Origin of the sequence: Oscillibacter ruminantium GH1, assembly GCF_000307265.1 — a bacterium.
Classification (GTDB): Bacteria; Bacillota; Clostridia; order Oscillospirales; family Oscillospiraceae; genus Oscillibacter; species Oscillibacter ruminantium.
Genome location: NZ_DF158901.1, coordinates 38,250 through 60,853 on the forward strand (window position 1 = coordinate 38,250; position 22,604 = coordinate 60,853).

Annotated in this window: 19 protein-coding genes and 1 riboswitch; of the genes, 8 read left to right on the top strand and 11 right to left on the bottom strand. The window is 56.4% G+C overall.

Annotation, left to right across the window (positions count from 1 at the left end):
- The 5 genes from ON16_RS13865 to ON16_RS13885 all read right to left on the bottom strand — a co-directional run.
- Positions 1-126, bottom strand: a 126-nt coding sequence (locus ON16_RS13865) for a Rid family hydrolase (protein WP_040663914.1), incomplete at its 3' end; no start/stop codon positions are given.
- A gap of 58 nt (positions 127-184) precedes the next feature.
- Positions 185-1,405 (bottom strand): dicarboxylate/amino acid:cation symporter, encoded by a 1,221-nt coding sequence (locus tag ON16_RS13870; protein ID WP_040663917.1) that lies wholly within the window; start codon positions 1,403-1,405, stop codon positions 185-187.
- A gap of 59 nt (positions 1,406-1,464) precedes the next feature.
- The gene (gene ilvA, locus ON16_RS13875; protein ID WP_040663920.1) at positions 1,465-2,658 is read right to left on the bottom strand and encodes a threonine ammonia-lyase; all 1,194 of its coding nucleotides are present in this window, start codon (positions 2,656-2,658) and stop codon (positions 1,465-1,467) included.
- 577 nt (positions 2,659-3,235) lie between these two features.
- Positions 3,236-6,049, bottom strand: coding sequence for an oxidoreductase (locus ON16_RS13880; RefSeq protein WP_040663924.1), 2,814 nt, complete (start codon positions 6,047-6,049; stop codon positions 3,236-3,238).
- A gap of 23 nt (positions 6,050-6,072) precedes the next feature.
- A complete protein-coding gene (locus tag ON16_RS13885; RefSeq protein ID WP_040663927.1) occupies positions 6,073-6,828 on the bottom strand; it encodes an SDR family NAD(P)-dependent oxidoreductase in 756 nt (251 codons plus the stop codon).
- Positions 6,829-6,938: 110 nt separating this feature from the next.
- Here ON16_RS13885 and ON16_RS13890 point away from each other — a divergent pair, with 110 nt between their 5' ends.
- Entirely contained in the window at positions 6,939-8,486 is a 1,548-nt protein-coding gene (locus ON16_RS13890; RefSeq protein ID WP_144032140.1) for a PucR family transcriptional regulator, read from the top strand.
- Here ON16_RS13890 and ON16_RS15685 read toward each other — a convergent pair.
- A complete protein-coding gene (locus tag ON16_RS15685; protein WP_144032142.1) occupies positions 8,467-8,673 on the bottom strand; it encodes a PLP-dependent transferase in 207 nt (68 codons plus the stop codon). The genes ON16_RS13890 and ON16_RS15685 overlap by 20 nt on opposite strands.
- Positions 8,674-8,865: 192 nt before the next feature.
- Here ON16_RS15685 and ON16_RS13900 point away from each other — a divergent pair, with 192 nt between their 5' ends.
- From ON16_RS13900 to ON16_RS13910, 3 genes are all read left to right on the top strand, one after another.
- On the top strand, positions 8,866-10,293 hold the full coding sequence (locus ON16_RS13900) for an aminotransferase-like domain-containing protein (protein WP_040663932.1): 1,428 nt from the start codon (positions 8,866-8,868) through the stop codon (positions 10,291-10,293).
- 304 nt (positions 10,294-10,597) lie between these two features.
- Positions 10,598-11,311, top strand: coding sequence for an AzlC family ABC transporter permease (locus ON16_RS13905; protein ID WP_040663934.1), 714 nt, complete (start codon positions 10,598-10,600; stop codon positions 11,309-11,311).
- Positions 11,304-11,615 carry an AzlD domain-containing protein gene (locus ON16_RS13910; RefSeq protein ID WP_040663936.1) on the top strand — a complete coding sequence of 104 codons (312 nt, stop codon included), beginning with the start codon at positions 11,304-11,306 and terminating at the stop codon, positions 11,613-11,615. The genes ON16_RS13905 and ON16_RS13910 overlap by 8 nt, the downstream gene beginning before the upstream one ends.
- Positions 11,616-11,710: 95 nt before the next feature.
- Here ON16_RS13910 and ON16_RS13915 read toward each other — a convergent pair whose 3' ends face one another.
- The 4 genes from ON16_RS13915 to dapA all read right to left on the bottom strand — a co-directional run bounded on the left by ON16_RS13915 (position 11,711) and on the right by dapA (position 15,705).
- Positions 11,711-13,240 carry a sodium/proline symporter gene (locus ON16_RS13915; protein ID WP_040664283.1) on the bottom strand — a complete coding sequence of 510 codons (1,530 nt, stop codon included), beginning with the start codon at positions 13,238-13,240 and terminating at the stop codon, positions 11,711-11,713.
- A 161-nt stretch (positions 13,241-13,401) separates the two neighbouring features.
- On the bottom strand, positions 13,402-14,097 hold the full coding sequence (gene dapD, locus ON16_RS13920; RefSeq protein WP_040663938.1) for a 2,3,4,5-tetrahydropyridine-2,6-dicarboxylate N-acetyltransferase: 696 nt from the start codon (positions 14,095-14,097) through the stop codon (positions 13,402-13,404).
- Between the two features lie 7 nt (positions 14,098-14,104).
- Positions 14,105-14,821, bottom strand: a complete 717-nt coding sequence (dapB, locus tag ON16_RS13925) for a 4-hydroxy-tetrahydrodipicolinate reductase (protein WP_040663940.1) — start codon at positions 14,819-14,821, stop codon at positions 14,105-14,107.
- On the bottom strand, positions 14,818-15,705 hold the full coding sequence (dapA, locus tag ON16_RS13930; RefSeq protein ID WP_040663942.1) for a 4-hydroxy-tetrahydrodipicolinate synthase: 888 nt from the start codon (positions 15,703-15,705) through the stop codon (positions 14,818-14,820). Before dapA ends, dapB begins: the two co-directional genes overlap by 4 nt.
- Positions 15,706-15,816: 111 nt before the next feature.
- A riboswitch (Lysine riboswitch) is annotated at positions 15,817-15,982 on the bottom strand.
- Between the two features lie 171 nt (positions 15,983-16,153).
- On the opposite strand from dapA, the gene ON16_RS13940 reads away from it, so the two are divergent.
- The 4 genes from ON16_RS13940 (at position 16,154) to ON16_RS13955 (ending at position 20,753) form a co-directional block, all read left to right on the top strand.
- A complete protein-coding gene (locus tag ON16_RS13940) occupies positions 16,154-16,834 on the top strand; it encodes a response regulator transcription factor (protein ID WP_040663947.1) in 681 nt (226 codons plus the stop codon).
- Between the two features lie 2 nt (positions 16,835-16,836).
- Entirely contained in the window at positions 16,837-17,820 is a 984-nt protein-coding gene (locus ON16_RS13945; protein ID WP_243441840.1) for a sensor histidine kinase, read from the top strand.
- A gap of 169 nt (positions 17,821-17,989) precedes the next feature.
- The gene (locus ON16_RS13950; protein ID WP_040663952.1) at positions 17,990-18,757 is read left to right on the top strand and encodes an ABC transporter ATP-binding protein; all 768 of its coding nucleotides are present in this window, start codon (positions 17,990-17,992) and stop codon (positions 18,755-18,757) included.
- Entirely contained in the window at positions 18,750-20,753 is a 2,004-nt protein-coding gene (locus ON16_RS13955; RefSeq protein WP_040663955.1) for an FtsX-like permease family protein, read from the top strand. The genes ON16_RS13950 and ON16_RS13955 overlap by 8 nt, the downstream gene beginning before the upstream one ends.
- 213 nt (positions 20,754-20,966) lie before the next feature.
- On the opposite strand, the gene rny is transcribed toward ON16_RS13955, so the two are convergent.
- On the bottom strand, positions 20,967-22,511 hold the full coding sequence (gene rny / locus ON16_RS13960; protein ID WP_040663958.1) for a ribonuclease Y: 1,545 nt from the start codon (positions 22,509-22,511) through the stop codon (positions 20,967-20,969).
- Positions 22,512-22,604 lie beyond the last annotated feature (93 nt).

The following is a 22,604-nucleotide window of genomic DNA, read 5'->3' on the forward strand; positions in this document are numbered from 1 at the left end:
GACGACCTCGCCGGTTCCCGGCGTCAGGGCCACCTGACCGGAGGCAAAGAGAAATCCGTTGACGGAAATTGCCTGAGAATACGGCCCGATAGCCGACGGCGCGTTGGGAGTGGATAGTACGTTCATGCTGTTTTCATTCCTTTATAGATTTTAATTTTATTTCTCTTTCGTGCCAAGCCCAGACTTATTCCGCAGCCTCGGCAATGGGAGCGCTCTTGCTTTTCTTTCCGGTCAGCGCGTCCATCAGGACGGCGATGGCGCCGTCGCCAGTGACGTTACACGCAGTGCCGAAGCTGTCCTGCGCAATATACAGGGCGATCATGAGGGTGAGCATGGCCTCGTTGAAGCCCAGCATGGTGTCCAGAATGCCCAGAGCCGCCATAACTGCGCCGCCGGGGACGCCGGGAGCGGCCACCATGGTGACGCCCAGCATCATGATAAAGGGAACCATCTGCGCCAGAGTCACATCCCAGCCGTTGAGCATCATGATGGCGATGGCGCAGCTGGTCAGCGTGATGGTAGAGCCGGAGAGGTGAATCGTGGCGCACAGCGGGCAGACAAATTCCGCGATCTTCTTGCTGACGCCGTTGTTTTTGGTGCACTGCACGGTGACGGGGATGGTGGCGGCAGAGGACTGGGTGCCGATGGCGGTGAAATAGGCGGGAACCATGTTCTTAATCAAGCCAAACGGATTTTTCTTGGCAAAGGCGCCGGCAATCACATACTGGAACACAATGATGAGAATGTGCATGGCAATGATCAGGCCGAAGACCTTGATGAACACGCTCATGATCTCCATTACCGTACCGGCATAGGTCATGTTGGCGAAGATGCCATACACATGGAAGGGCAGAAGGGGAATCAGAATGCTGGCGACCAGCTTTTCCACAATACCCTGAACGCCGAAGAACACGTCCTTGAGGGGTTTGTTGTGGGTAACAGCGATGCCCAGACCCAGAATGAAGGAGATCAGCAGCGCGGTCATAACGCCCATGATCGGAGGCATTTCAATGGTGAACAGACCGGAAAGCATGGTATCCTCGGCGTTCGTGGCGTTGTCCATGACGATGGAGCCAACCTTGAGGAAGCTGGGGAAAATGGACTTGTCAACCGCGAAGGCGAAGGTTCCGGCAATCAGTGTGGAGAGATAGGCAAAGCCGGCAGTCATACCCAGCGTCTTGCCCGCGCCCTCGCCCAAATCGGCGATGCCGGGAGCCACGAAGCCGATAATAATCAGAGGAATGCAGAAATTCAGGAAGTTGCCAAAGATGCTGTTGAAGGTTGCGCCGATCTGAATAATGATAGGGAACTCAAGGCGCTGCGCAATGTTTCCGATTACAATACCGAGGACGATTGCAATGAGCAGTTTGGGCAGCAGACCCAGTTTGAACTTCTTCTTTTCCATTTCTCTTTTGTCTCCGGCGGCTTTGCCGGAGACACCCCCCTTAAAATTTTCTATTATTTTTACTGACTCAGTAAAAAATAACCTTTAGAAGTCAGCGCGTTTTCGATTTCGTGGACATGCTCGACATTGCGAGTCTCCAGCACCATAGAAACAATACATGCGCCCACATCGGAGTGTTTATCCTCACGCGCGTGGTTGATCTTCATAATGTTTGCGCCGGTTTCAGAGACGATTTGCAGTAACTGAATCAGACTGCCCGGCTTATCTATGATCTTGGTGGAGATTTCCGTGATGCGGCCGGATTTGGACAGGCCCTTCGTGAGAATGCGGGAAAGTGTCGTCACATCCACGTTTCCGCCGGAGACCACACACACGGTCTTCCGCACGGTGGTATCCACCTTGCCAAACATCACTGCCGCCACCGGTGTGGCGCCCGCGCCCTCGGCAACGGTCTTCTGGCTCTCCATCAGCGCCAGAATCGCCGCCGCAATTTCATCCTCGCTGACTGTGACGATCTCGTCGACGTATTTCTGGCACAGTTCAAAGGTCAGTTCTCCCGGTGTCAAAACGTGGATTCCGTCCGCAATGGTGTCACCGTCGGATACCGTGGTAACCTTTCCCTTTCTTCGGGAGGTATACATCGACGCAACGCTGGCTGCCTGCACACCGATTACTTTGCAGGAGGGCTTCAGGCTCTTGACCGCCAGCGCAATTCCGCTGATCAGGCCGCCGCCGCCGATGGGGACCACCACCTGATCCACTTCGGGGAGCTGCTCCAAAATCTCCAGACCGATGGTGCCCTGTCCCGCAATGACATACGGGTCGTTAAAGGGGTGCGCAAAGGTATATCCCTTCTCCTGCACCAGCCGTTCCGCTTCCTTGGCCGCGTCGTCATACACGCCGGGAACCAGCACGACTTCTGCTCCGTAGCCCTTTGTTGCCTCTACTTTGCTGATGGGTGCGCCTGCGGGCATACAGATAATGGACTTGATTCCCAGCTTCGTTGCCGAGAGCGCAATCCCCTGCGCGTGATTTCCGGCGGAGCAGGCAATCACGCCTTTTGCCGCTTCCTCCGGGCTGAGTGAACGAATCTTGTTGTATGCGCCCCGGAGCTTAAATGCGCCGGTAAGCTGCAAATTCTCTGCCTTGATGTACACATTTTCGCCAATTTTTGGCGCGTGATCCAGCGGTGTTTTCCGCGAGATCCCGTGCAGCGCCTCCTGCGCTTCCTGAATCATCTCTAACGTAATCATCGGACCAACCTCCCAAATGAAACCCCACCATATTGTTTCCCAAAGGAATCCACAGGGCGTCGATGGTTCGTCGATTCATCTGTTCCGCGGTTCACACCATTTCCGTTGCTCTGCGCATTGCAAAGATGTCCTTATTATAGAAACAAAACGGTATTGTTTTGTCTTTGCAATGAGATTATACCGGGCATGTCCAACAAATACAATGCACAAATCGCCCAAATGTTTCTGCAAAAAACACTGAAAATAGACAAAATGTTTTTCGTAGAAAGACAGCTGTTGTTTCATGATAAATAGTCCGCCGCAGTCGGACTATTGTCGGCGGCGGGAGGCATCCTTGCGGCGGTTCGCTGGTCAGTTCTGGATCCAGCAGACCTTGCGTTTCTCCTCAAAGCTACCCCATGCTTGATACTGGCCCCATGTTTTTGTGGTAAAGCCTTTTACCCTGATTTTATACCGACAAAAATGCACAGGGGCTGATAAAAACCAGCCCCTGTGCATTCATTTTTTGGAGTCCTGTGCGACAATGCGCATCTTTGCAGACGGAGAAGGTGCTGTTCTCCTGCTTTATAGCAGAAATTCAGATGCGTCCCGTCTCCATAAACGCAGTCTGGTCATAGCGCCCGGTCAGCAGGTAAGGCACAATGTCGTCAGCGTTCAGACGTTCCACCAGATTCAGCTTATGTACCAGCAGACTATTGCTGGAATAAGCGCCGCCCACAAGGGTGTTGATGGGCAGTTCCGCCCATGGGTCGTCCAGAGAGGAGTTGAGACCCAGCTCCACCGTGCCCCGCTCCCAGCTCTTGTAATTGTACTCGCACAGGTTTTGCAGCAGAGCGCCGTTCATAAAATGGGAAACACCGCTTTCATCCGGCTGACGGTCAAAGTGGAAATAGAAGCCGCCGCCGAAAACCTGCTTTCCGGCCGCAGGCGCCTGATACAGCGCATGGGTCAGGGGGCTGTTGTATCTACCCAGCTCCATATGAATGTCCACCAGCTGCGTTCCCCGGCGGGTGACGGCGGCGGTGACGGTATTCCCGTTGCGGCGCATGACGAACTCGGCCCCCAATTTTTTGGGAATCGAGCCGTTGTCCCGACCGCACTGGACGGCCATTTCCGAACCGGGACCGCCCAGCACCAACGAGATGGGATATAAGCCCAGCGACTTGCCATAGGTACAGTATACACCCAGAATCGCCTCATAGTAGTCGTCGGCAAAAGTGGGCTTGCGAATGTGGCAGACAGACAGCGTCACCACCGGCATGGAAAAGGGTTTCAGGGGTGGGGGCAGAATCCGTGCAATCGCCGCCGGATCGGTGAGATAGGCAAGATAAACGCCCTCCTGCTCATCCATCAGGGAAACCTTGCCAAAGTTGGGCAGCTTCTCCGCAGGGGTATAGAAGGAGGTGACTTTGGGCTGCTCGACAAACAGTGCCCGGGCGGCTTCATAGCCGGTGCGGGTGGCGGGAGCAATGGTGCCGTCCTTCACGGCGCTGCCCACGGAAACGACGTGCAGCCCCTTGGCCTTTAATGCCTCCGCCAGTGCGGAATCCGGTTTGTAGCCCAGCGACATGACCACCGCGTCGGTTCCCACGCTGACCACGGATTTGTCGTCCTGCTTTTCCAGCACAACTGCATCGGCTTTGATCTCCTGCAGTGCGTGACCCAGCAAGAACTTTGTGCCGTACTGGCTCAGTCTGCCGCACACGTCGGTCACGTTGGTGTGATTGGCGTTGGGGGCGATCTTGTCCAGCAAATCCACCACGGTGACCTGCGCCTTGCGGGCGGCCAGATACTCGGCAGTTTCAATACCGGTGATGCCCGCGCCGACCATGGTCACTTTTTTTCCGGAGAGGTCTGCCTTCCCGGTGAGCACCTGCTCTACCGTGTAGACATTAGGGCCAGTAGCACCGGGAATTTTTGTGGGAATGACGGACTTGGAGCCGGTACCCACAACCACGGCGTCGGGCTTCATGTCGGCCACCATATCGGCGGTGGCCTCGGTGTTCAGCCGCACCTCTACGCCTAAGGTTTTAAAGGCGGCGCGATAGTAGTCCATCACCCATTCCATGCGTTCTTTCAGCGGGGGCATTTTGGCCTGATTGACCGTGCCGCCCAGTGTGCTTCCTCTGTCCAGCAGAGTCACCTTACAGCCGCGCTCCGCCAAAGTTTTGGCGGCCATCATGCCGCTGGGGCCTCCGCCCACAACCACCACGGAGTGATGCTTGGTGTCATAGGGCAGCTCGCCGTATTTTTTCTCCCGGGCAAGCCGGGGATTGAGGGCGCATTCCGCCGGAATTCCCGCCGCGTTATACTCGTTCAGGCTCTCAAAGCAGCGCAAACAACTGATGCACTTGCACAGCTCGCTCTCGCGGCCCTCCTGCACCTTTTTGCCCCACTGTTCGTCGGCCAGCCAGCTGCGGCCCATGGAGATGAAGTCCTCCACGCCGTCGTCCAGAAACTTTTCCGCCACGGCGGGTTCCCGGATAACGGATACGCCGATCACGGGAATCTTCACATGATCTTTGACAGCCTTGATGAGGTCGTGCCGCCAGCCCTGCGGGAAAGACACCGGCTCCACACAGGTCATGCCGGTTTCATAAAGGCCCACGGACACGTCGATAAAGTCAATGCCCTGCGCCTCCAGCGCCATGGCAATCTTTACGCCGTCGGAAATATGGATGTAATCCTCGGTCACACCGGTTTTGTCCAAAAATTCCTCCACGGTCAGACGCACGCCGATGGGGAAATCCACCCCGCATTTTTCGCGGATTCCGGCGATGATTTCGCAGACAATACGCAGGCGGTTTTCAAAGCTGCCACCGTATTCGTCGGTGCGCTGATTGGTATAGGGGGACAAAAACTGCTGGAGCAGATACCCGTGGGCGCAGTGCAGTTCCACACCGTCGCAGCCAGCCTTTTGCACGCGAACCGCGCCGTCGATAAACTGACCGACCAGTTCTTTGACTTCTTCTGTGGTCAGGGCGCGGGTGGGCTGCTGGAGATACTTGCAGGGAATGTCGGAAGCGGAGACGGTAGGCGCTCCGCCCAGCAGGGCGGTGACCGTCTCGCGGCCGGGGTGGTGGAGCTGAATAAAGATCTTGCTTCCGTGGCTGTGAACAGCGGCGGCCAGCCGGGAAAGAGGCGCGATGTGCCGGTCGGAAGTAACCGACAGCTGGCGCATCAATCCGGGGCCGTGAACATCATTGACCCGGGTAATTTCGGGAATGATGAGTCCCGCGCCGCCGATGGCACGCGCCTCGTAGTAGGCGATCATGTCCTCAGAGGGCGTGCCGTCCAGATTGGCAAGGCCAATGCCCATGGGGGACATTACCAGCCGATTTTTCAGCGTGACCTTGCCGATCTGTCCCGGGGAAAACAATTTTTCATACATCATGGTGCTTCCTTTCCGTTCCGTTAAAAGATGGTATAGCCGCCGTCAACCGCCAGCGCCGCGCCCTGAATGAAAGAGGAATCCTCGCTGGCCAAGAACAAAATCGCCTTGGCCACCTCCTCCGGCTGACCGGGACGCCCGGCGGGGCTCATCTTGATCTTCATGTTCAAGGGGTGCTGCGGCATTGCCAGCACCCGGGCGATCATCTGCGTGTCGATGGGGCCGGGAAGTACGGCGTTGACACGAATGCCTGCGTGGCCGTGGTCCAAAGAGACTTGCCGGGTCAGCCCCAGCACGCCGTGCTTGGCTGTGGTGTAGGCGATGCCGCCCCGGCCCGCCGCCGTAGAAGCCATGGACGCCACGTTGACGATCTTGCCGCCGCCGGCCTTTTCCATGACGGGAATAACCCGCTTCATAACCTGGAACGGCGCGGTCAAATTCGTGGCCAGCACCTTGTCCCACTCCTCATCTGTGATCTGATCCATGTTGGCAAGGCTGCCGCCCACGCCCGCATTGTTCACCAAAATGTCAATCTTGCCGTACTGATCCAGCGCGGCGGATACCAGCGCGTCCAGATCCGCGGCGGAGGTGACATTGGTCTTTTGGAAAAACGCCTCTCCGCCCGCTGCTTTGATCTCCTCCACCACAGCGTTGCCGGCTTCTTCGGTCGTGCCGACGATGACGACCTTGGCCCCTTCAGCTGCCATAAGCAGGGCTGTGGCTTTGCCGATGCCTTTGGTGGAACCAGTGATAATTGCAACCTGATTCTGGAATTTCATACGATGATCTCCTTATCTTCATTTTTGGAATCTCCAATGTCCTCATTATAAACAGCGCATCGCGCAAAAGAAACGGTTCCCACATCCGAATTGGCGTTGACGATTTGTGCATGATGCACTATAATCAACCCGAGGTGATGGAGATGCTGTTCACGACCTTATTAAATCGGATTTCCAGCGGAAACTCAGCCAAAATTGTTCATTCCGTAGATTCTTTTGACATTACCGATGTGGCGCTGATTGATGGAACTCAGACGGAATATACAAATGAAACGCTCTATTTTGGGGAATATAAACAATTACCCAACGGGCATTTGCCGCCCCAGTGCGTGCTGGTCCGCACAGCGGAGAGCGCGGCGCTGGCAGACTGCCCCGGCGCTTTGGCGCTGGTGGACGCCGGGGAACTTTTTTTGCTGGTCAATGCGGCAAAAGCCGCGGTGGACGCCTCTCGCGGGCAGGGGTTTTATGGAGAGCTGATGGACTGCGCCGCCCGCAGCCGCAGCATGGAGCCAGTCGTCAATCTGGCAGCCGCCCGGCTGGGAAACTCCGTGGTGCTGCTGGATACGGATTTCAAAATATTGGCGCATTCCACGGTGTTCACCATTGACGACCCCCTGTGGGCGCAGAATATCCGGCAGGGGTACTGTTCGTATGAGTTTGTCAGTGCGGTGGAACAGCTGGAGGAGGTCAAAAACGCGGCCATGACCTCTGACCCGGTGGTGGTCACCTGTTACGCTTCTCCGCTGCGCAAGCTTTCCAGCAAAATATTCATTCAGGAAAAGCTGATTGGTATTGTCCTGATGCTGGAGAAGGAGACTCCCATTTCCTCCGCTCATATGCAGTTGCTGCCCACTATCAGCGCGGCCGCCGGAGCGGCCATTGCCCTTTATGCGCCTTATCTGATTCCCGGAAACACGGTGTATCAGAAGCTGCTGTACGATCTGTTGATTGGCGCTTCACCGGAAAAGCTGGGGCCCAGAATTGCGGAGCTGAAGTTTTCCACGCATCTTTGCGCGCTGTGCATCTGCCAGACCAGATATTTAGGACAGAAGCATTTGAAGGAGGATGTGGCTGCCGAGCTGGTGCGGCGTCTTCCGGAAACGCGCTTCACGTTTCATGAGGGCGGAATTGCCGCGCTGATCCCTCTGGGCGACGAGCCGGAGCTGTCCGAGGAACAGCTTGCCGTGCTGGGAACACTGGCAAGGGACGAATATCTGCGCATCGGCGTCTCCAATACGTTCTTTCGCCCGGAGAATTTTGCAAAGCGCTACGCGCAGGCACATCGCGCACTGGAGCTGTCTGCCCGTCTCCATCCGGAGGAGCTGGTATGCAAATATGTGGACGGCTCCTTTTATGACCTGTTGGACAGAACCGAGGACGGCGAAACACTGGGGCTGTATTGCCATCCGGCGCTGTCCATCCTCAGCCGATACGACCGTGCAAACGGCACCGACCTCTACCACACGCTGGGAACCTATCTGGAGTGTGCGTGCAGTATCAAGGAAACGGCACAACGGCTGTTTATCCATCGCAACTCCCTTAACTATCGGCTGGAACGCATTCGGGATTTAACCAAGATTTCAACGGAGGACAGCAATACGCGGTTTTTATTGGGCATGTCTTATCGCATTGACCACTTTATTGGTCACGACGCATAGAACCTCTCAGCAGACCAAGCAGATGGCCGGTGGTGGGGGTTCCCGGTCTGGCGTAGATGAATCCGCCCTCCTGACCGGCAAAGCGGTGACCGTCCTGCTTGGCAGAATCAAAGGCGAAGGCGGAGGCCTGGCAGATGGGGGCTGCCAACGCGCCCAGCGCGTTTTTAGAATGGTTGCCGTGGATGATGCCCGTTGCGGGGCATAGTCGTGATGACGCATAAAGGGATTCCTTCCCCGTTTTGTTGAAGGAAACATCTTTCTTTGTTTCCTATTTGGTGTTACAATTTTTATCATATAGAAAATCCGCCGGCTTCCATGCTCGAAGGCCCGTAAGTGTAAGGGTACAGCTATGAAAGGGTAGCGGTACAGTGGAGGGAGTATGAAACAGCTGGAGCTGAAGCGAAACAGCGGGAAGAGCCTGTATCAGCAAATTTACACGGAATTGCGGGCGCAGATTTTTCGGGGAGATATTTCTGCCGGAGAATTGCTGCCGTCCTATCGGTTTATGAGCCGAAAATATCAAGTGAACGTGTCCACCGTTCAAAAAGCGTATGACCTGCTGGAAACCAATGGATATATTGAACGCCGCCACGGAAGCGGCTGCTTTGTCCTGCCGCTGGACAGCTTTGAGTTTTTTGCCGACGGAGTCATGCTGGACAGTGTTGAAGAAGGGCAGTCCGAATCGGAAAACGTGATTGACTTTGCCACCAGCACCCCTATGGCTGGGCAAGAAGAAACCGCTGACTTTATCCGGCTGATTAACGAACTGGCCGAGCAAAGACCCCATGCGTTGTTTTGCTATCCGCCGACCCGCGGCGTTCCCGCTTTAATCGAGGTGATTCACCGGCGGCTGGTGGAAAGCGGGATGTCGGTGGGGGAGGAGAACATCCACATTGTGGGCGGCAGTCAGCAGGGGATCGACCTGATCTGCAAGTCCCTCATCAACAAGAACACGGTGATTTTGACGGAGGACCCCAGCTATTCCGTGGCGACGAACTGCTTTCAGCGGGCGGGCGCACGGATTGAAACGGTTCCCATGGAACATGACGGTCCGGACTTGAATGCGGTTCGGGAAAAACTTTCTAAATTTCCAATTGATTTTTACTACACAATGCCCAATTTCCACTGCCCCACCAACGTGAGCTGGAGCAGGGAAAAGCGGCGGGAACTGTTGTCGCTGGCGCAGGAATACGGGTTCGTCATGATCGAGGATGACTGTCTGGGGGAATTGAGCTTTCATGACGCAGAACACCGCGCCTTTCGCTGGGAAGACACCACCGACTCTGTGATTTATTTGAACTCCTTTTCCAAGTGTCTGGTTCCCGGGCTGCGGCTGGGTTATATGCTGGTGCCGGGCCGGTATGAGAAAAAGCTGATTTTGGCAAAGTTCAGCACGGATATCGCAAGCCCCGCAATTTTGCAGGAGACGCTGGCGCTTTACATCCAGCGCGGATTGTATGACGCACACCTGACCGCGCTGCGGTCCGTATATGCCGAGAAGCGCCGCTGCATGATGAACGCCATTCAAAAGTCCCGCTATTTATCCCTTCCTTATCCGGAACATGACGGCGGCGTGTTCTTTTGGGTGCGCCTGCCGGAGAAAATCGACGCTTCCGAACTGTGGGGCAGGCTGCACCATCAGAACATCAAGCTGCTGCCCAGCGCGGTGTTCAGCCACACCGGACTGCTGAAAAACTTTGTGCGCATGAGCTATGTGGGCTGTCCAACAGATCAGATTGGCAGCGGGATTACCCGGATTGACGCTGAGATCGAGCTGATGCAGCTCGGTAACCAGACCAAGGTATGACTGCCGATGTACGAAAAAATTTTCCGGCGGCGTACTGTACTGGTACACTTTTTGCCTCGTTTTCGACAGCTTTTGCAAAGACCTCTTGCAATGCTCCATGTAACTGTGTTATAAAGTAAATTGCGTGAGATCGTGATTCTTGGACCACAGTTTAAACCTTGGCAATACGTGCATTTCGATATGCACGGCGGATAAAGGAAATTCTGTCTGCAATCCCAGTCTCATGCCGGAAACCCTTTAAATTAAAGGGCGCTTCACTGCAAAGTGAAGCGCCCTTGCTATGTTTATTTGATGGAGGATCAGGATGAAACCAGCATTTAGAGATGGAATGAGAGATGGAATCCCAATCGGACTGGGCTATTTTGCGGTGTCGTTTTCCTTGGGAATCGCCGCGCGGGCGGCTGGCTTGACTGTGTTTCAAGGATTTTTAGCCAGCCTTTTGAACAATTCTTCTTCCGGCGAATATGCCGCCTTCACTTTGATTGCCAACCATGCCACCTACCTCGAACTGGCGCTCATGACCATTACTGCCAACTCCCGCTATTTCATGATGAGCTGTGCGCTCAGCCAAAAGTGCGCCCCGGGTCTTCCGCTCCGCCATCGGCTGCTGCTGGGATTTGACATTACCGATGAGTTGTTTGGCATTACACTTGCCCGTCCCGGCAGCCTGGACCCCTACTATACCTATGGAGCCGTGGCAACGGCGGCCCCCTGCTGGGCCATTGGAACCGCTGTCGGCGTGGTCACCGGAACCCTTATGCCTTTACGGCTGGTCAGTGCGTTCAGTGTAGCGCTGTACGGGATGTTTATTGCCGTTGTGATTCCCGCGGCAAAACAAAATCAGGTGGTGGCGGGCGTGGTGACCGCGAGTTTTGTGGCCAGCTTTCTGGCGGACAAGTTGGTGCCGCTGGCCACAGTTTCCGCCGGAGCCCGCATTATTCTTTTGACGCTGGCGGTTTCGGCAGTGGCGGCGATGCTGTTTCCCTGCACACAGGAAGAGGAACTGCAGTATGCGTAATATCTATCTCTATCTCCTTGTCATGGCCGGAGTTACCTATGCGATCCGGGTCATTCCGCTGACCTTACTGCGCGGAAAGATCAAAAGCCGGTTTTTGCACTCTTTTCTGTATTACATTCCCTATGCGACCTTGGCTGTGATGACATTTCCGGCTGTCTTAAATGCCACGCAGGTTCCGTTGGCGGGTGCGCTGGCCATGGTGGTGGGAATTATTGTGGCATGGAGAGGCGCAAAATTGATCTGGGTGGCAAGCTCCTGCTGTCTTACGGTATTTCTTGTAGAAAGCCTCGTAATGATGATTTGAGGAATGGAAAACCCGGACTGTGCATCCGCACAGTCCGGGTTTTATAAATCAATCTTTGCACTGAGAAAGGTGTGCTTTTACAAAAGCGCGGCGGCTCAAAGGGCTTTTACATCGTTAAAGGTATCCACAATCTCCTGTTTTGGGGCGGTCGTGGCCAGACTGACGGCAACGATGAACACGCAGGCCACCAAAAACGCGGGAAGCAGTTCATAGATGTTCCATACGCCGCCCAGAGGCCGGACGAGATATTTCCAGACAAAGATCATCACGCCGCCCGAGACCATTCCAGCCAGCGCGCCCTGCCAATTGGTCCGCTTCCAAAACAAGCCGAATAAAACCACCGGGCCGAAGGCTGCGCCAAAGCCCGCCCACGCGAAGGACACGATACCAAACACGGAACTGTTGGGGTTGCGGGCCATAAACATTGCGATTAAGGCAATGCCCACCACCGTCAATCTCGCGGCGGTAACTTTCTTCTTTTCATTCATTTTCACCTGAAAACACTCGCTCATCAGGTTCTGGGACACGCTGGAGGCGGCCGCCAAGAGCTGGGAATCCGAGGTGGACATCGTACTGGCCAGAATGCCCGCCAGCACCACGCCGGCAAGCAGAGCCGCGGGAATGCCATAGGTGGACAGAAGTCCCGCCAGACGCACGATCACCGTCTCGGAAGCGGAGCCTTCCAAAAATCCGATGCCGCCGGCCTTGGTCACGCCGTAGCCCACAATGCCGATGAAAATGGCCACCGCCATGGAAATCACCACCCAGATGGAGGCGACCCGGCGGCTCAGTTTCAGCTTGCGCTCATCCTCAATCGCCATGAACCGCAACAAGATATGGGGCATTCCAAAATAACCAAGGCCCCAAGCCAGCGTGGAGACAATGGTAATGAACCCATAGGGATTGGCGGCGTTTGCCGCCATGTCGTGACTCAGAGTCATGCTCAGATAGCCGGGGAGTGCCCGGGCGTTATCCATCACCACATCCAGACCGCCCGCCGCGCGGATACCGAACAGAACCATGACGAACAGGGCGATGGTCATGACAATGCTTTGGATAAAGTCGGTGGTGGAGGCGGCTAAAAATCCGCCCAAAGTGGTATAGGCCACGATGATAATACCGGAGACAACCATGGCTCCGACGTAATCGATGCCGAACAGGCTGTTGAACAGCTTTCCGCAGGCGGCAAAGCCGGAGGCGGTATAGGGAATGAAGAAGATCAGGATTACCACAGCGGCAATCCCCGTCAAAATGCGCCGTTCATCCCCAAACCGCTTAGAGAAAAATTCCGGAATGGTAATGGCTCCCACCCGGTGCGTATACAGCCGGATGCGCCGGGCCACGATCAGCCAGTTGAGGTAAGTACCCGCCGCCAGACCGATGGCGGTCCAGCCCGCGTCGGCCACGCCGGAGAGATAGGCTACGCCCGGCAGTCCCATTAAAAGCCAGCTGCTCATGTCAGAGGCCTCGGCGCTCATGGCCGTCACCAGCGGGCCAAGCTTGCGTCCACCCAGATAGAAGTCATCGGTCGTCCGGTTCCGTCTGGAACAGGCCACGCCGATTCCCACGACCACAATCAGGTAGACAAGAATTGTAATGACAATACAGATATTTGCTGAATTCAGCATCATTTCTTTCTCCTTTGCACACGAATACTACAAAGTATATCATCTTTTCCTCAAAAAGGAAATACAGAACTCTGCATAAAAACAAATTTTTATGCAGAGTTCTGTGGAAAATTTTGTATTATTTCAATGGATTGTGTCGGAAAGACCCCGGAGAAATCTCACAGCTTGCGCAGTGCGTCCACCAGAGCGGTCTTGCCGGCGGTCTTCGCGTCCTTCATTTTGATGATTTTGGCGGGGCATCCGGCGACGACGGCGTTATCCGGCACATCCTCCACCACCACCGCACCTGCTGCAACAACCGCGTTTTTTCCAACGTGGACGCCCTCAATCACCACGGCGTTGGCACCCACCAGCACGTTGTCCTCCACGATGACCGGTGTGGCCGAGGCAGGTTCCACCACACCCGCCAGCACGGCCCCTGCACCGATGTGGCAATGGGTTCCCACCATGGCCCGTCCGCCCAGCACCGCGCCCATGTCGATCATGGTGCCCGGCCCGATCACGGCCCCGATGTTGACGATGGCCCCCATCATAATAACGGCCCCTTCGCCAATTTCTACCTTTTCCCGAATGATGGCGCCCGGCTCAATGCGGGCCGCGGCGTTCTTCATATCCAGCAATGCCACGCCGGAATTTCGCCGGTCGTTTTCCACCACCAGATCGGTGATATGGCTTTTGTTTTTTTCAAGAATGGGCGCAAGCTCTGCCCAGTCGCCGAAAACAGTGTAGCTCCCGCCCGCGCCAAAGACCTTGGCGGAGCCGAAATCCACCGTACCGGTGGTGTTGACATAGACCTTTACCGGGGTCTTTTTCTCGGAATTTGCAATATAGTCGATGATCTCCTGTGCGTTCATGAATGAATTACTCTCCAAATAATAAATTTTGCAGGTCTACGCAGCCCTTGGGTCGATCTGCCAGCAGATGCGCCGCATGGAGTGCGCCGCTGACGAAGATTTGGCGGCTGCCGGCCCGGTGCGTGATCTCCAGTTCTTCGTCCAGCCCGAAAAAGTGAACCGTATGGGTTCCGGCAACCGTGCCGCCCCGCAGGGCGTGAACCCCGATCTCTTTTTTCGTCCGTTTGCCGGTGCTGCCCTCCCGGCCGTAAACAGGGGTGTACGCTCCGTCGGGGTCAATGGCGTGGAGCAGCAGCTTGGCGGTGCCGCTGGGGGCGTCGGCTTTTTGATTGTGGTGCGTTTCTTCAATCTCAATGTCAAATTCCGGCTTCAAGGTGTCGGAAATTTGGCTGAGCATTCGCTCAAATACCGCGATGCCCAACGAGTAGTTGGCGGCGTACAGCACCGGGGCATATGCACCCAGAGCACGGAGCTTGTTCATCTGCTCCGGCGTATAACCCGTGGTTCCGGACAGCAGCGCAGTTCCCGTGCGGCGGACATAGGCGCACACCGCGTCCAGCGCCTCGGGGCGGGAAAAGTCAATGACCATGTCCGCCGCAGGAAGAGTCGAAAGCTGATCCAGACTGGCGCTGTTTAGAGCGGCAACCACTTCGTCGCCCCGCTCTGCGGCGCTTTTCTCCAGCAGTTTGCCCATTTTTCCGTGGCCGATTAGTATGAGTTTCACAGCAGGCCTGCCTCCCGCATGGTGGCTTCCAGCCGATTCTTTGCGTCGCCGCTCATCTCATAGAGGGGCAGGCGCATGGGACCCACGTTCAGACCCATCAGATTCATGGCGGTTTTCACGGGAATGGGGTTGACCTCCAAAAACAGATCGTTCATCAACTGCAAGTACCGCAGGTGATTTGCCAGCGCCTTGTTCCGGTCGCCGGTGAGAAATTCCCGGACGATCTCATGGCACATTTTCGGCATCACGTTGGCATACACGGAGATCACGCCGCTGCCGCCGATGCTCATGAGGGGAATGGTGATATCGTCATTGCCGGAATACAGCGCGAAGTCCGGTCCGATGCAGTGGGCAATCTTCATGGCATAGGCCATGTCGCCGCTGGCCTCCTTGATGGCGGCGATGCGGGGATGCTTGGCAAGGCGCTCCACCACCGGGACGGGGATGGAACAGCCCGTGCGGCCCGGGACATTGTAGAGGATGCAGGGGATATCCACTGCGTCGGCTGTGGTGGCAAAATGGCGGTACATGCCCTCGGCATTGGCTTTGTTGTAATACGGGGAAATCAGAAGCAGGGCGTCCGCGCCCATGGACTGATAGAGCTTGCTATTTTCCAACATGGTGGCAGTGCAGTTGGACCCGCTGCCAACAATCACCGGAACCCGTCCATCCACCACGCGGATGGTATGCTCCACCACGGCGGCATCTTCCTCGTGAGTCATGGTGGCGGATTCGCCGGTGGTTCCAATGGCCAGAATGGCGTCTGTACCGCCGGCAATCTGACGCTCCAAAAGCTGGGTCAGAACTTCAAAATTGACGCTGCCGTCGGCCTTGAACGGTGTGACCATGGCCACGATAGAACCCTGTACATGTTCGAATTTCATAGTGTTTCCTCCATACGTTTATTTTGTGTCGGGCAACAAAAAATCGGTAGAGAAAACGCTCTCTACCGACAATCGCTCCCACGCAGATGTACAAATGTGTGGAGCTTCCTGTGAGCAGATAGCGCCCCCGCAGTTTCCCGCGGACAGTCCCGGAGATATTCTCCCCGGACCCACCAAAGCGGCATACCTGCCGTTTCAGTTCGGCGGAATCGCTTCCGCTGCGTTCATCGCCTGTCAGCTCGCACAGCGCCGTCTCATCCGCACCTCTATCTTGTGGGGATATCATATCACCTTTGTTCTCTGGATTCAAGTGCGATTTTGGAGCGAAGATGGGAAAATTTCCACAAAAATCCACGCAAGATGGAGGGAAAAGTGAGGCGTTGCGCAAAAAATGGAAAAGGGCTATAATGTGGGACAGATGAAATAAAGCGCAGGGGAGGAAGAGAATTTGAACGGCTGCCGTATTCTGATTGTGGAGGACGACCCGGTGATCGCCGGGGCTATGGAGGCTCATCTGCAAAGCTGGGGCCACCATGTGACCTGCGTCCGGGACTTTCAAAATGTCCTGGCGGAATTTGCCGCCGCAGGGCCTCAGCTGGTTCTGCTGGACGTGTCCCTTCCGTTTTTCAACGGCTACCACTGGTGCGCGGAGCTGCGGAAGGTGTCTCAGGTCCCCATTCTCTTTATCTCTTCCGCCGGGGACAATATGAACCAGATCATGGCCATGAATATGGGCGGGGATGATTTTCTTCCAAAGCCTTTCGATCTGGCGGTTCTTTCCGCCAAGGTGCAGGCGCTGCTGCGCCGGGCCTATGACTTTGGCGCGCCCGCGCGGCTGCTGAATTGCGGCGGGGCAGTGCTGAACGTGTCCGACGGGACACTGACCGCAGGAGAGAAGCGATTGGATTTGACGGGAAATGAGCTGAAGATTTTGCAGATGCTGTTGGAAAACCGGGGCAGAATCGTCAGCCGGGACAGTCTGATGACCCGGCTTTGGGAGTCGGACGCGTTTGTGGACGAAAACACGCTGACAGTGAACGTCACCCGCCTGCGTAAAAAGCTGGAGGCCGTCGGCCTTGAAAACCTGATCCGCACGAAAAAGGGCGCGGGCTATCTGGTGGAGGGCTGAGAATGCTGCTGCAATATCTGAAACGGCAGTACCGGCTGGTGTGCTTTCTGGCGGCCTGCGCCGCCATCTTTGCCGCGGTGCTTTCGCTGTACGATTTTCCCGCCGAATCGGTGGGCTATGCGGCGCTGCTGTGCGCCGCGCTGGGGCTTGTGTTCTTTGCCGTGGGCTACTGCGGATTTCTCCACCGCCACCGGGAACTGGAACGGCTGCTGGACGCCGTCAACGAGACGGTGCTGCCTCTGCCGGCTGCCCGCAGCGTGCTGGAAGCGGACTATCAGGCGCTTTTGACTGCCGTGTGTACGCACCGCGCTCATCTGCTGACGGAGAGTGAAAATAAGCGGCAGGACCTGCTGGATTATTATACCCTCTGGGCGCATCAGATCAAAACGCCCATTGCCGCCGGGCGGCTTTTGCTCCAGTCCGGCGGGGAGACGGACCGGGAGGCGCTGTCGGCGGAGCTTTTGAAGATCGAAGAATACGTGGAGATGGTTTTGGGCTATCTCCGGCTGGACAGCGACACCACGGATTATGTTCTGCGCCGCTGTGCGCTGGACGACATCGTGCGGGGGAGCCTGCGGCGGTACGCCCGGCTGTTTATTCTAAAAAAGCTGACCTTGGAATTTCGGGAGACCAACCGGGAACTTGTGACGGATGAAAAGTGGCTGGGCTTTGTGGTGGGGCAGCTGCTGTCCAACGCCGTGAAATACACCCCTGTGGGCGGAACGGTGCGTATCTACCCTGACGGCGACACGCTGGCTATCTCCGACAATGGCATCGGCATCCGGCCGGAGGATTTGCCCCGGGTATTTGAAAAGGGGTTCACCGGCTACAATGGCCGGGAGGACCGAAAGGCCACGGGAATCGGGCTGTACCTTTGCAAGCGGGTGCTGACAAATCTGGGGCAGGGGATTACCATCGTCTCACGGCCCGGAAAAGGAACGATTGTGCGGTTGCTGCTGCGGGATGGGCGGCAGGTGGAGGAATGAGCGCCGATTTGGAAAGCACGGCGGGCTTTCGCCGCGCTGTTTTCCGCTTGGGGTGCGTTGGAGAAGCAACCTTACAAAACTGTAAGGTTGCGGGGAAAATTGTAAGCCAATTCGATGGCGTCGCCGACGAAACCCGACTATGATGGGAGCATCAAAAGGAGGAATGCGCATGTCACTTCTGGAAGTATCCCATCTTCAAAAAATTTACACCACCCGCTTCGGCGGCAATCAGGTGGAGGCATTGAAAAACGTCAGCTTCTCGGTGGAGCCGGGGGAGTATGTGGCCATCATGGGCGAATCCGGCTCCGGAAAGACCACGCTGCTGAATATTCTGGCGGCTCTGGACAAGCCCACCTCCGGACAGGTGCTGCTTGGCGGAAAGCCCCTCTCCGAAATCAGGGAGCGGGATATGGCGGCGTTCCGCCGCACGAATCTGGGCTTCGTGTTTCAGGATTTTAATCTGCTGGACACCTTTTCCCTGCAAGACAACATCTTTCTTCCGCTGGTTCTGGCGGGACAGGAGTTCGGGGAAATGGAGCGGGTGCTGGGGCCGCTGGCAGAGCGGTTGGGGATCGGGGACATTTTGAGCAAGTATCCCTATGAGGTTTCCGGCGGACAGAAGCAGCGCTGCGCCGTGGCCCGGGCGTTGATTACCAATCCTCAGATCGTTCTGGCCGACGAACCTACCGGCGCGCTGGATTCCCGGGCCTCTGACCGGCTGCTGGATTTGTTTGGTGAGATCAACGCCGATGGGCAGACAATTTTAATGGTGACCCACTCCGTCAAGGCGGCGAGCCACGCCCAGCGGGTGCTGTTTTTACGGGATGGAGAGGTGTATCACCAACTCTATCGGGGCGAAAGCACGCAGGAAGAGCAGTTTGGCCGTATTTCCGACACACTGACGGTATTGGCGCGGGGAGGTGAGGCAAATGAATAAGGGGCGGTTCTATCCCCGGATGGCGCTGGTGAATCTGGCCAGAAACGGGCAGTTTTACATTCCCTATCTTCTCACGGTCATGGGGACGGCGGCGGCCTACTATATCACGCTGGCGCTGGCGGCAACGCCGGATCTGCCCCAAACCTCCAGATATAGTTACCTGACCATGTTCATGTCCATCGGAACCTTTGTCATCGCTGTTTTTGCGGTCATCTTCCTCACCTATACCAACAGCTTTCTGATGAAGCGGCGCAAGCGGGAGCTGGGGCTTTACAACGTGCTTGGCATGGGAAAGCGGCACATTGCCATCGTTTTGGGCTGTGAAACACTCTACACCGCCTTCGCGGGTATTATCGGCGGCGCGGCGCTGGGAATGCTGCTGCAAAAACTGGCGATGCTTCTGCTGTGCCGCATGATGCGGATGGACATTGTATACGGCTTTTATGTCTCCGACTCCGCCATCGTGGGAACGGCGATTTTATTCGGTGTGATTCTGCTGTTCAATCTGCTGCTGAATCTCCACCGCATTCACGTCCAGAACCCCATGGAACTGCTGCGGGAGAGCAGCGCGGGAGAGCGGGAGCCAAAGACCCGCTGGCCGCTGGCAGTCATCGGCGTGGCGGCGCTGGGTGCGGGATATGCCATCGCTGTGACCACCCGCTCTGCCATGATGGCGCTGGGAATGTACTTCATCGCGGTGCTTTTGGTCATCATCGGGACCTACTGCCTGTTTACCTCCGTGAGCATCGCGGTGCTCAAAGCCCTGCGGGCCAACAAGAAGTTCTATTATCAGACCGATCATTTCATCGGCGTTTCCGGAATGCTTTACCGCATGAAGCGCAACGCCGTGGGTCTTGCCAACATCTGCATTCTCTCCACCATGGTGCTGGTAATGGTCTCCGGTACGCTGTCGCTGTATTTGGGCAGCGAGGCGGCGCTGGACGAACAGTTTGCGGGCAATCTGCGGGCAGAGGTCCGGTACGACCCTGCGGAGGAAACGCCCTTTGATTCCGCCGCCCTTTCTGCCATCGTTTCCAAACAACTGGAGCAGCGGGGTGTTTCCGCCGCCCCGGTGGCGGCGTACCGATACCTCTCCTTCAACGTGAACGAGGAGCAGGGGGCGCTGGAGGTGAAAAAGTATCTCTCCGGTTCTTCCAGCATGGTCTGTGCCATGACGCCAAGCGACTATGCTGCCATCACTGGGGCGGAGACTCCGAGCCTTGCGGACGGACAGATGCTGCTGTTTACAGACGGCGCGGGCCAGCGGCGGAATCTAACCTTCCGCTTTGCCGAAGCCACCGACGTGACGCTGACGGCGGCGGAACCGGACTCCCGGTATCCCGCACCCCGGATGTTCCAGCCTTCTGCGGTGGATGTTTTCTATCTGGTAGTTTCTAATGGAACCTTTCAGGAATTGTACGTGGGGCAGCAGACCGCGCTTGGCGAAGCGGGCGGGGAGCTGATGCAGTGGAACGGTTTTTGGAACGTGGACGAGAGCGCTGTCCAGCCCGATGAGCTGGAGCAGACGCTGGATTTCACCGGAACCGGCAGCTGGGCGCGTTTGGATTTGGATACGCGGTCCAGCTTTGCGCAGGAGTATTACTCCCTCAACGGCGGTTTTTTCTTCTTGGGCGTGTTTTTAGGGGCTATCTTCCTGATGGCGGCGGTGCTCATCATCTATTACAAGCAGATTTCCGAGGGCTATGAGGATCGGGAACGGTATCTTGTGATGCAGAAGGTGGGCATGGAGCCTCGGACCGTCCGGCGGTCAGTCAATACCCAGCTGTTGGTGGTGTTTTTTGCGCCGCTGGCAGTGGCCGCCATCCATGTGGCGTTTGACTTCAGCTTGATGACGCGGCTTCTGACGCTGTTTTCGCTCCACAACGGGACGCTGACGCTTCTTTGTACCGCAGGGACGCTGGCCGTGTTCGGCGTGATCTATGCACTGGTCTATCGCGTCACCGCCCGTGCGTATTACAAGCTGGTCAAGGCCTGATGTGAGGTGTCTCCGTTCTTGCCGGACCAAAACCCGCCAAACGCGTCCCGGCTCGTGGGCAGAGTTCGTTTTGCCCCGCGTCCCGCTTCTTTCGGAGAAAATCTAGGATTGCTTTGCGGGGACGGGGGAATGGGAAAAACATCCAACTGCTGATACGAAGTCCTTCAAGAAACAAAATCGTCCCCCGGCCTGTGGCCGGGGGACGATTTCTCGTTATTTCGCGTATTCGACCACTTTGGTTTCTCGAATAAGATGGACCTTGATCTGTCCGGGATATTCCATCTCCTCTTCGATCTTCTTGGCCAAATCCCGGGCGAGAATCACCATTTCATCCTCGGAAACCTGCTCGGGCTTCACCATCACGCGGACTTCGCGTCCCGCCTGAATGGCAAAGGCTTTGTCCACGCCGGGATAGCTCCCGGTGATCTCTTCCAGCTGCTGGAGACGCTTGATGTAGTTCTCCAGATTTTCGCGGCGAGCGCCGGGCCGGGCTGCGGAGATTGCATCCGCCGCCTGCACAAGACACGCCACGATGGTGCGGGGCTCCACGTCGTTGTGGTGGGCCTCGATGGCATGGATAATGTCGTCCTTCTCCTTGTACTTCCGGGCAAATTCCACGCCCAGCTGCACATGGGTACCCTCCATCTCGTGATCCACGGATTTACCCAGATCGTGGAGCAGGCCCGCCCGCTTGGCGGCCTGCGTGTCCGCGCCCAGTTCCGTTGCCATCATGCCGGCGATGTGACTGACCTCAATGGAGTGCTGCAGGACATTTTGACCATAGCTGGTGCGGTAATGGAGACGGCCCAGCATCTTGACAAGCTCCGGATGGAGATTGCGCACACCGGTTTCAAACACGGCGCGCTCGCCTTCGGACTTGATGACGGCGTCCACCTCGCGGCGGGCTTTTTCCACCATCTCCTCGATGTGCGTGGGGTGGATGCGGCCGTCGGCAATCAGCTTTTCCAGCGCCAGCCGGGCAACCTCGCGGCGAACCGGCTCAAAGCAGCTGACGGTGATGGCCTCCGGCGTGTCGTCGATGATGAGATCCACGCCGGTAAGCGTTTCGATGGTGCGGATGTTGCGGCCCTCGCGGCCGATGATGCGGCCCTTCATTTCGTCGTTGGGCAGAGCCACAACGCTGACGGTCATTTCCGCCACGGAGTCTGCCGCGCAGCGCTGGATCGCCTGCGCCACCACCTCGCGGGCGCGGGTATCGCACTCGTCCTTCATGCGGGTTTCGATCTCTTTGATCTTGAGAGCAGTCTCGTGGGTGACTTCATTTTCTACTTGAGAAATCAGATAATTCTTGGCTTCTTCGGCGGTAAAGCCGGAGATGCGCTCCAGCATTTCTGTCTGGCTGCGCTTAATCGTGTTGATCTCTTCCGTTTCCTTGTCCAACTGCGCGTGCTTCTGGGCCAGGGCCTCTTCCTTTTTCTCAATGGCCTCAGTCTTGCGGTCGTTGGTTTCTTCCTTCTGCTGCAGGCGGTTTTCCTGCCGTTGAAGTTCGGACCGGCGCTCTTTAACTTCCTTCTCATACTCGCTGCGGTTTCTCAGGATCTCCTCTTTTGCTTCCAACAGGGCTTCTTTCTTCTTGGTTTCTGCACTTTTAATCGCCTCGTTGATAATGCGCTTTCCCTCTTCTTCGGCGCTTGAGATTTCCCGTTCAGACACGTTTTTCCGGTAGCGAATACCGAGAGGGAAGCAAACCGCGCCGCCGACCACCGCCCCGATCAGGGCTGCGATGATGGTCTGCATCACAATGGTTTACCTCCTAGTTTTATCGGCATTTTTATGCGGGGTATTTTGGAAAAATCAGCGGTCGACCGACCGCCGATAAGAATCCTTTTT

Coding starts and splice junctions, on each gene's coding strand:
- ON16_RS13870 (WP_040663917.1), bottom strand. CDS start 1,405: ATGGAAAAGAAGAAGTTCAAACTGGGTCTGCTGCCCAAACTGCTCATT.
- ilvA (WP_040663920.1), bottom strand. CDS start 2,658: ATGATTACGTTAGAGATGATTCAGGAAGCGCAGGAGGCGCTGCACGGG.
- ON16_RS13880 (WP_040663924.1), bottom strand. CDS start 6,049: ATGTATGAAAAATTGTTTTCCCCGGGACAGATCGGCAAGGTCACGCTG.
- ON16_RS13885 (WP_040663927.1), bottom strand. CDS start 6,828: ATGAAATTCCAGAATCAGGTTGCAATTATCACTGGTTCCACCAAAGGC.
- ON16_RS13890 (WP_144032140.1), top strand. CDS start 6,939: ATGATGCACTATAATCAACCCGAGGTGATGGAGATGCTGTTCACGACC.
- ON16_RS13900 (WP_040663932.1), top strand. CDS start 8,866: ATGAAACAGCTGGAGCTGAAGCGAAACAGCGGGAAGAGCCTGTATCAG.
- ON16_RS13905 (WP_040663934.1), top strand. CDS start 10,598: ATGAAACCAGCATTTAGAGATGGAATGAGAGATGGAATCCCAATCGGA.
- ON16_RS13910 (WP_040663936.1), top strand. CDS start 11,304: ATGCGTAATATCTATCTCTATCTCCTTGTCATGGCCGGAGTTACCTAT.
- dapD (WP_040663938.1), bottom strand. CDS start 14,097: ATGAACGCACAGGAGATCATCGACTATATTGCAAATTCCGAGAAAAAG.
- dapA (WP_040663942.1), bottom strand. CDS start 15,705: ATGAAATTCGAACATGTACAGGGTTCTATCGTGGCCATGGTCACACCG.
- ON16_RS13945 (WP_243441840.1), top strand. CDS start 16,837: ATGCTGCTGCAATATCTGAAACGGCAGTACCGGCTGGTGTGCTTTCTG.
- ON16_RS13950 (WP_040663952.1), top strand. CDS start 17,990: ATGTCACTTCTGGAAGTATCCCATCTTCAAAAAATTTACACCACCCGC.
- ON16_RS13955 (WP_040663955.1), top strand. CDS start 18,750: ATGAATAAGGGGCGGTTCTATCCCCGGATGGCGCTGGTGAATCTGGCC.
- rny (WP_040663958.1), bottom strand. CDS start 22,511: ATGCAGACCATCATCGCAGCCCTGATCGGGGCGGTGGTCGGCGGCGCG.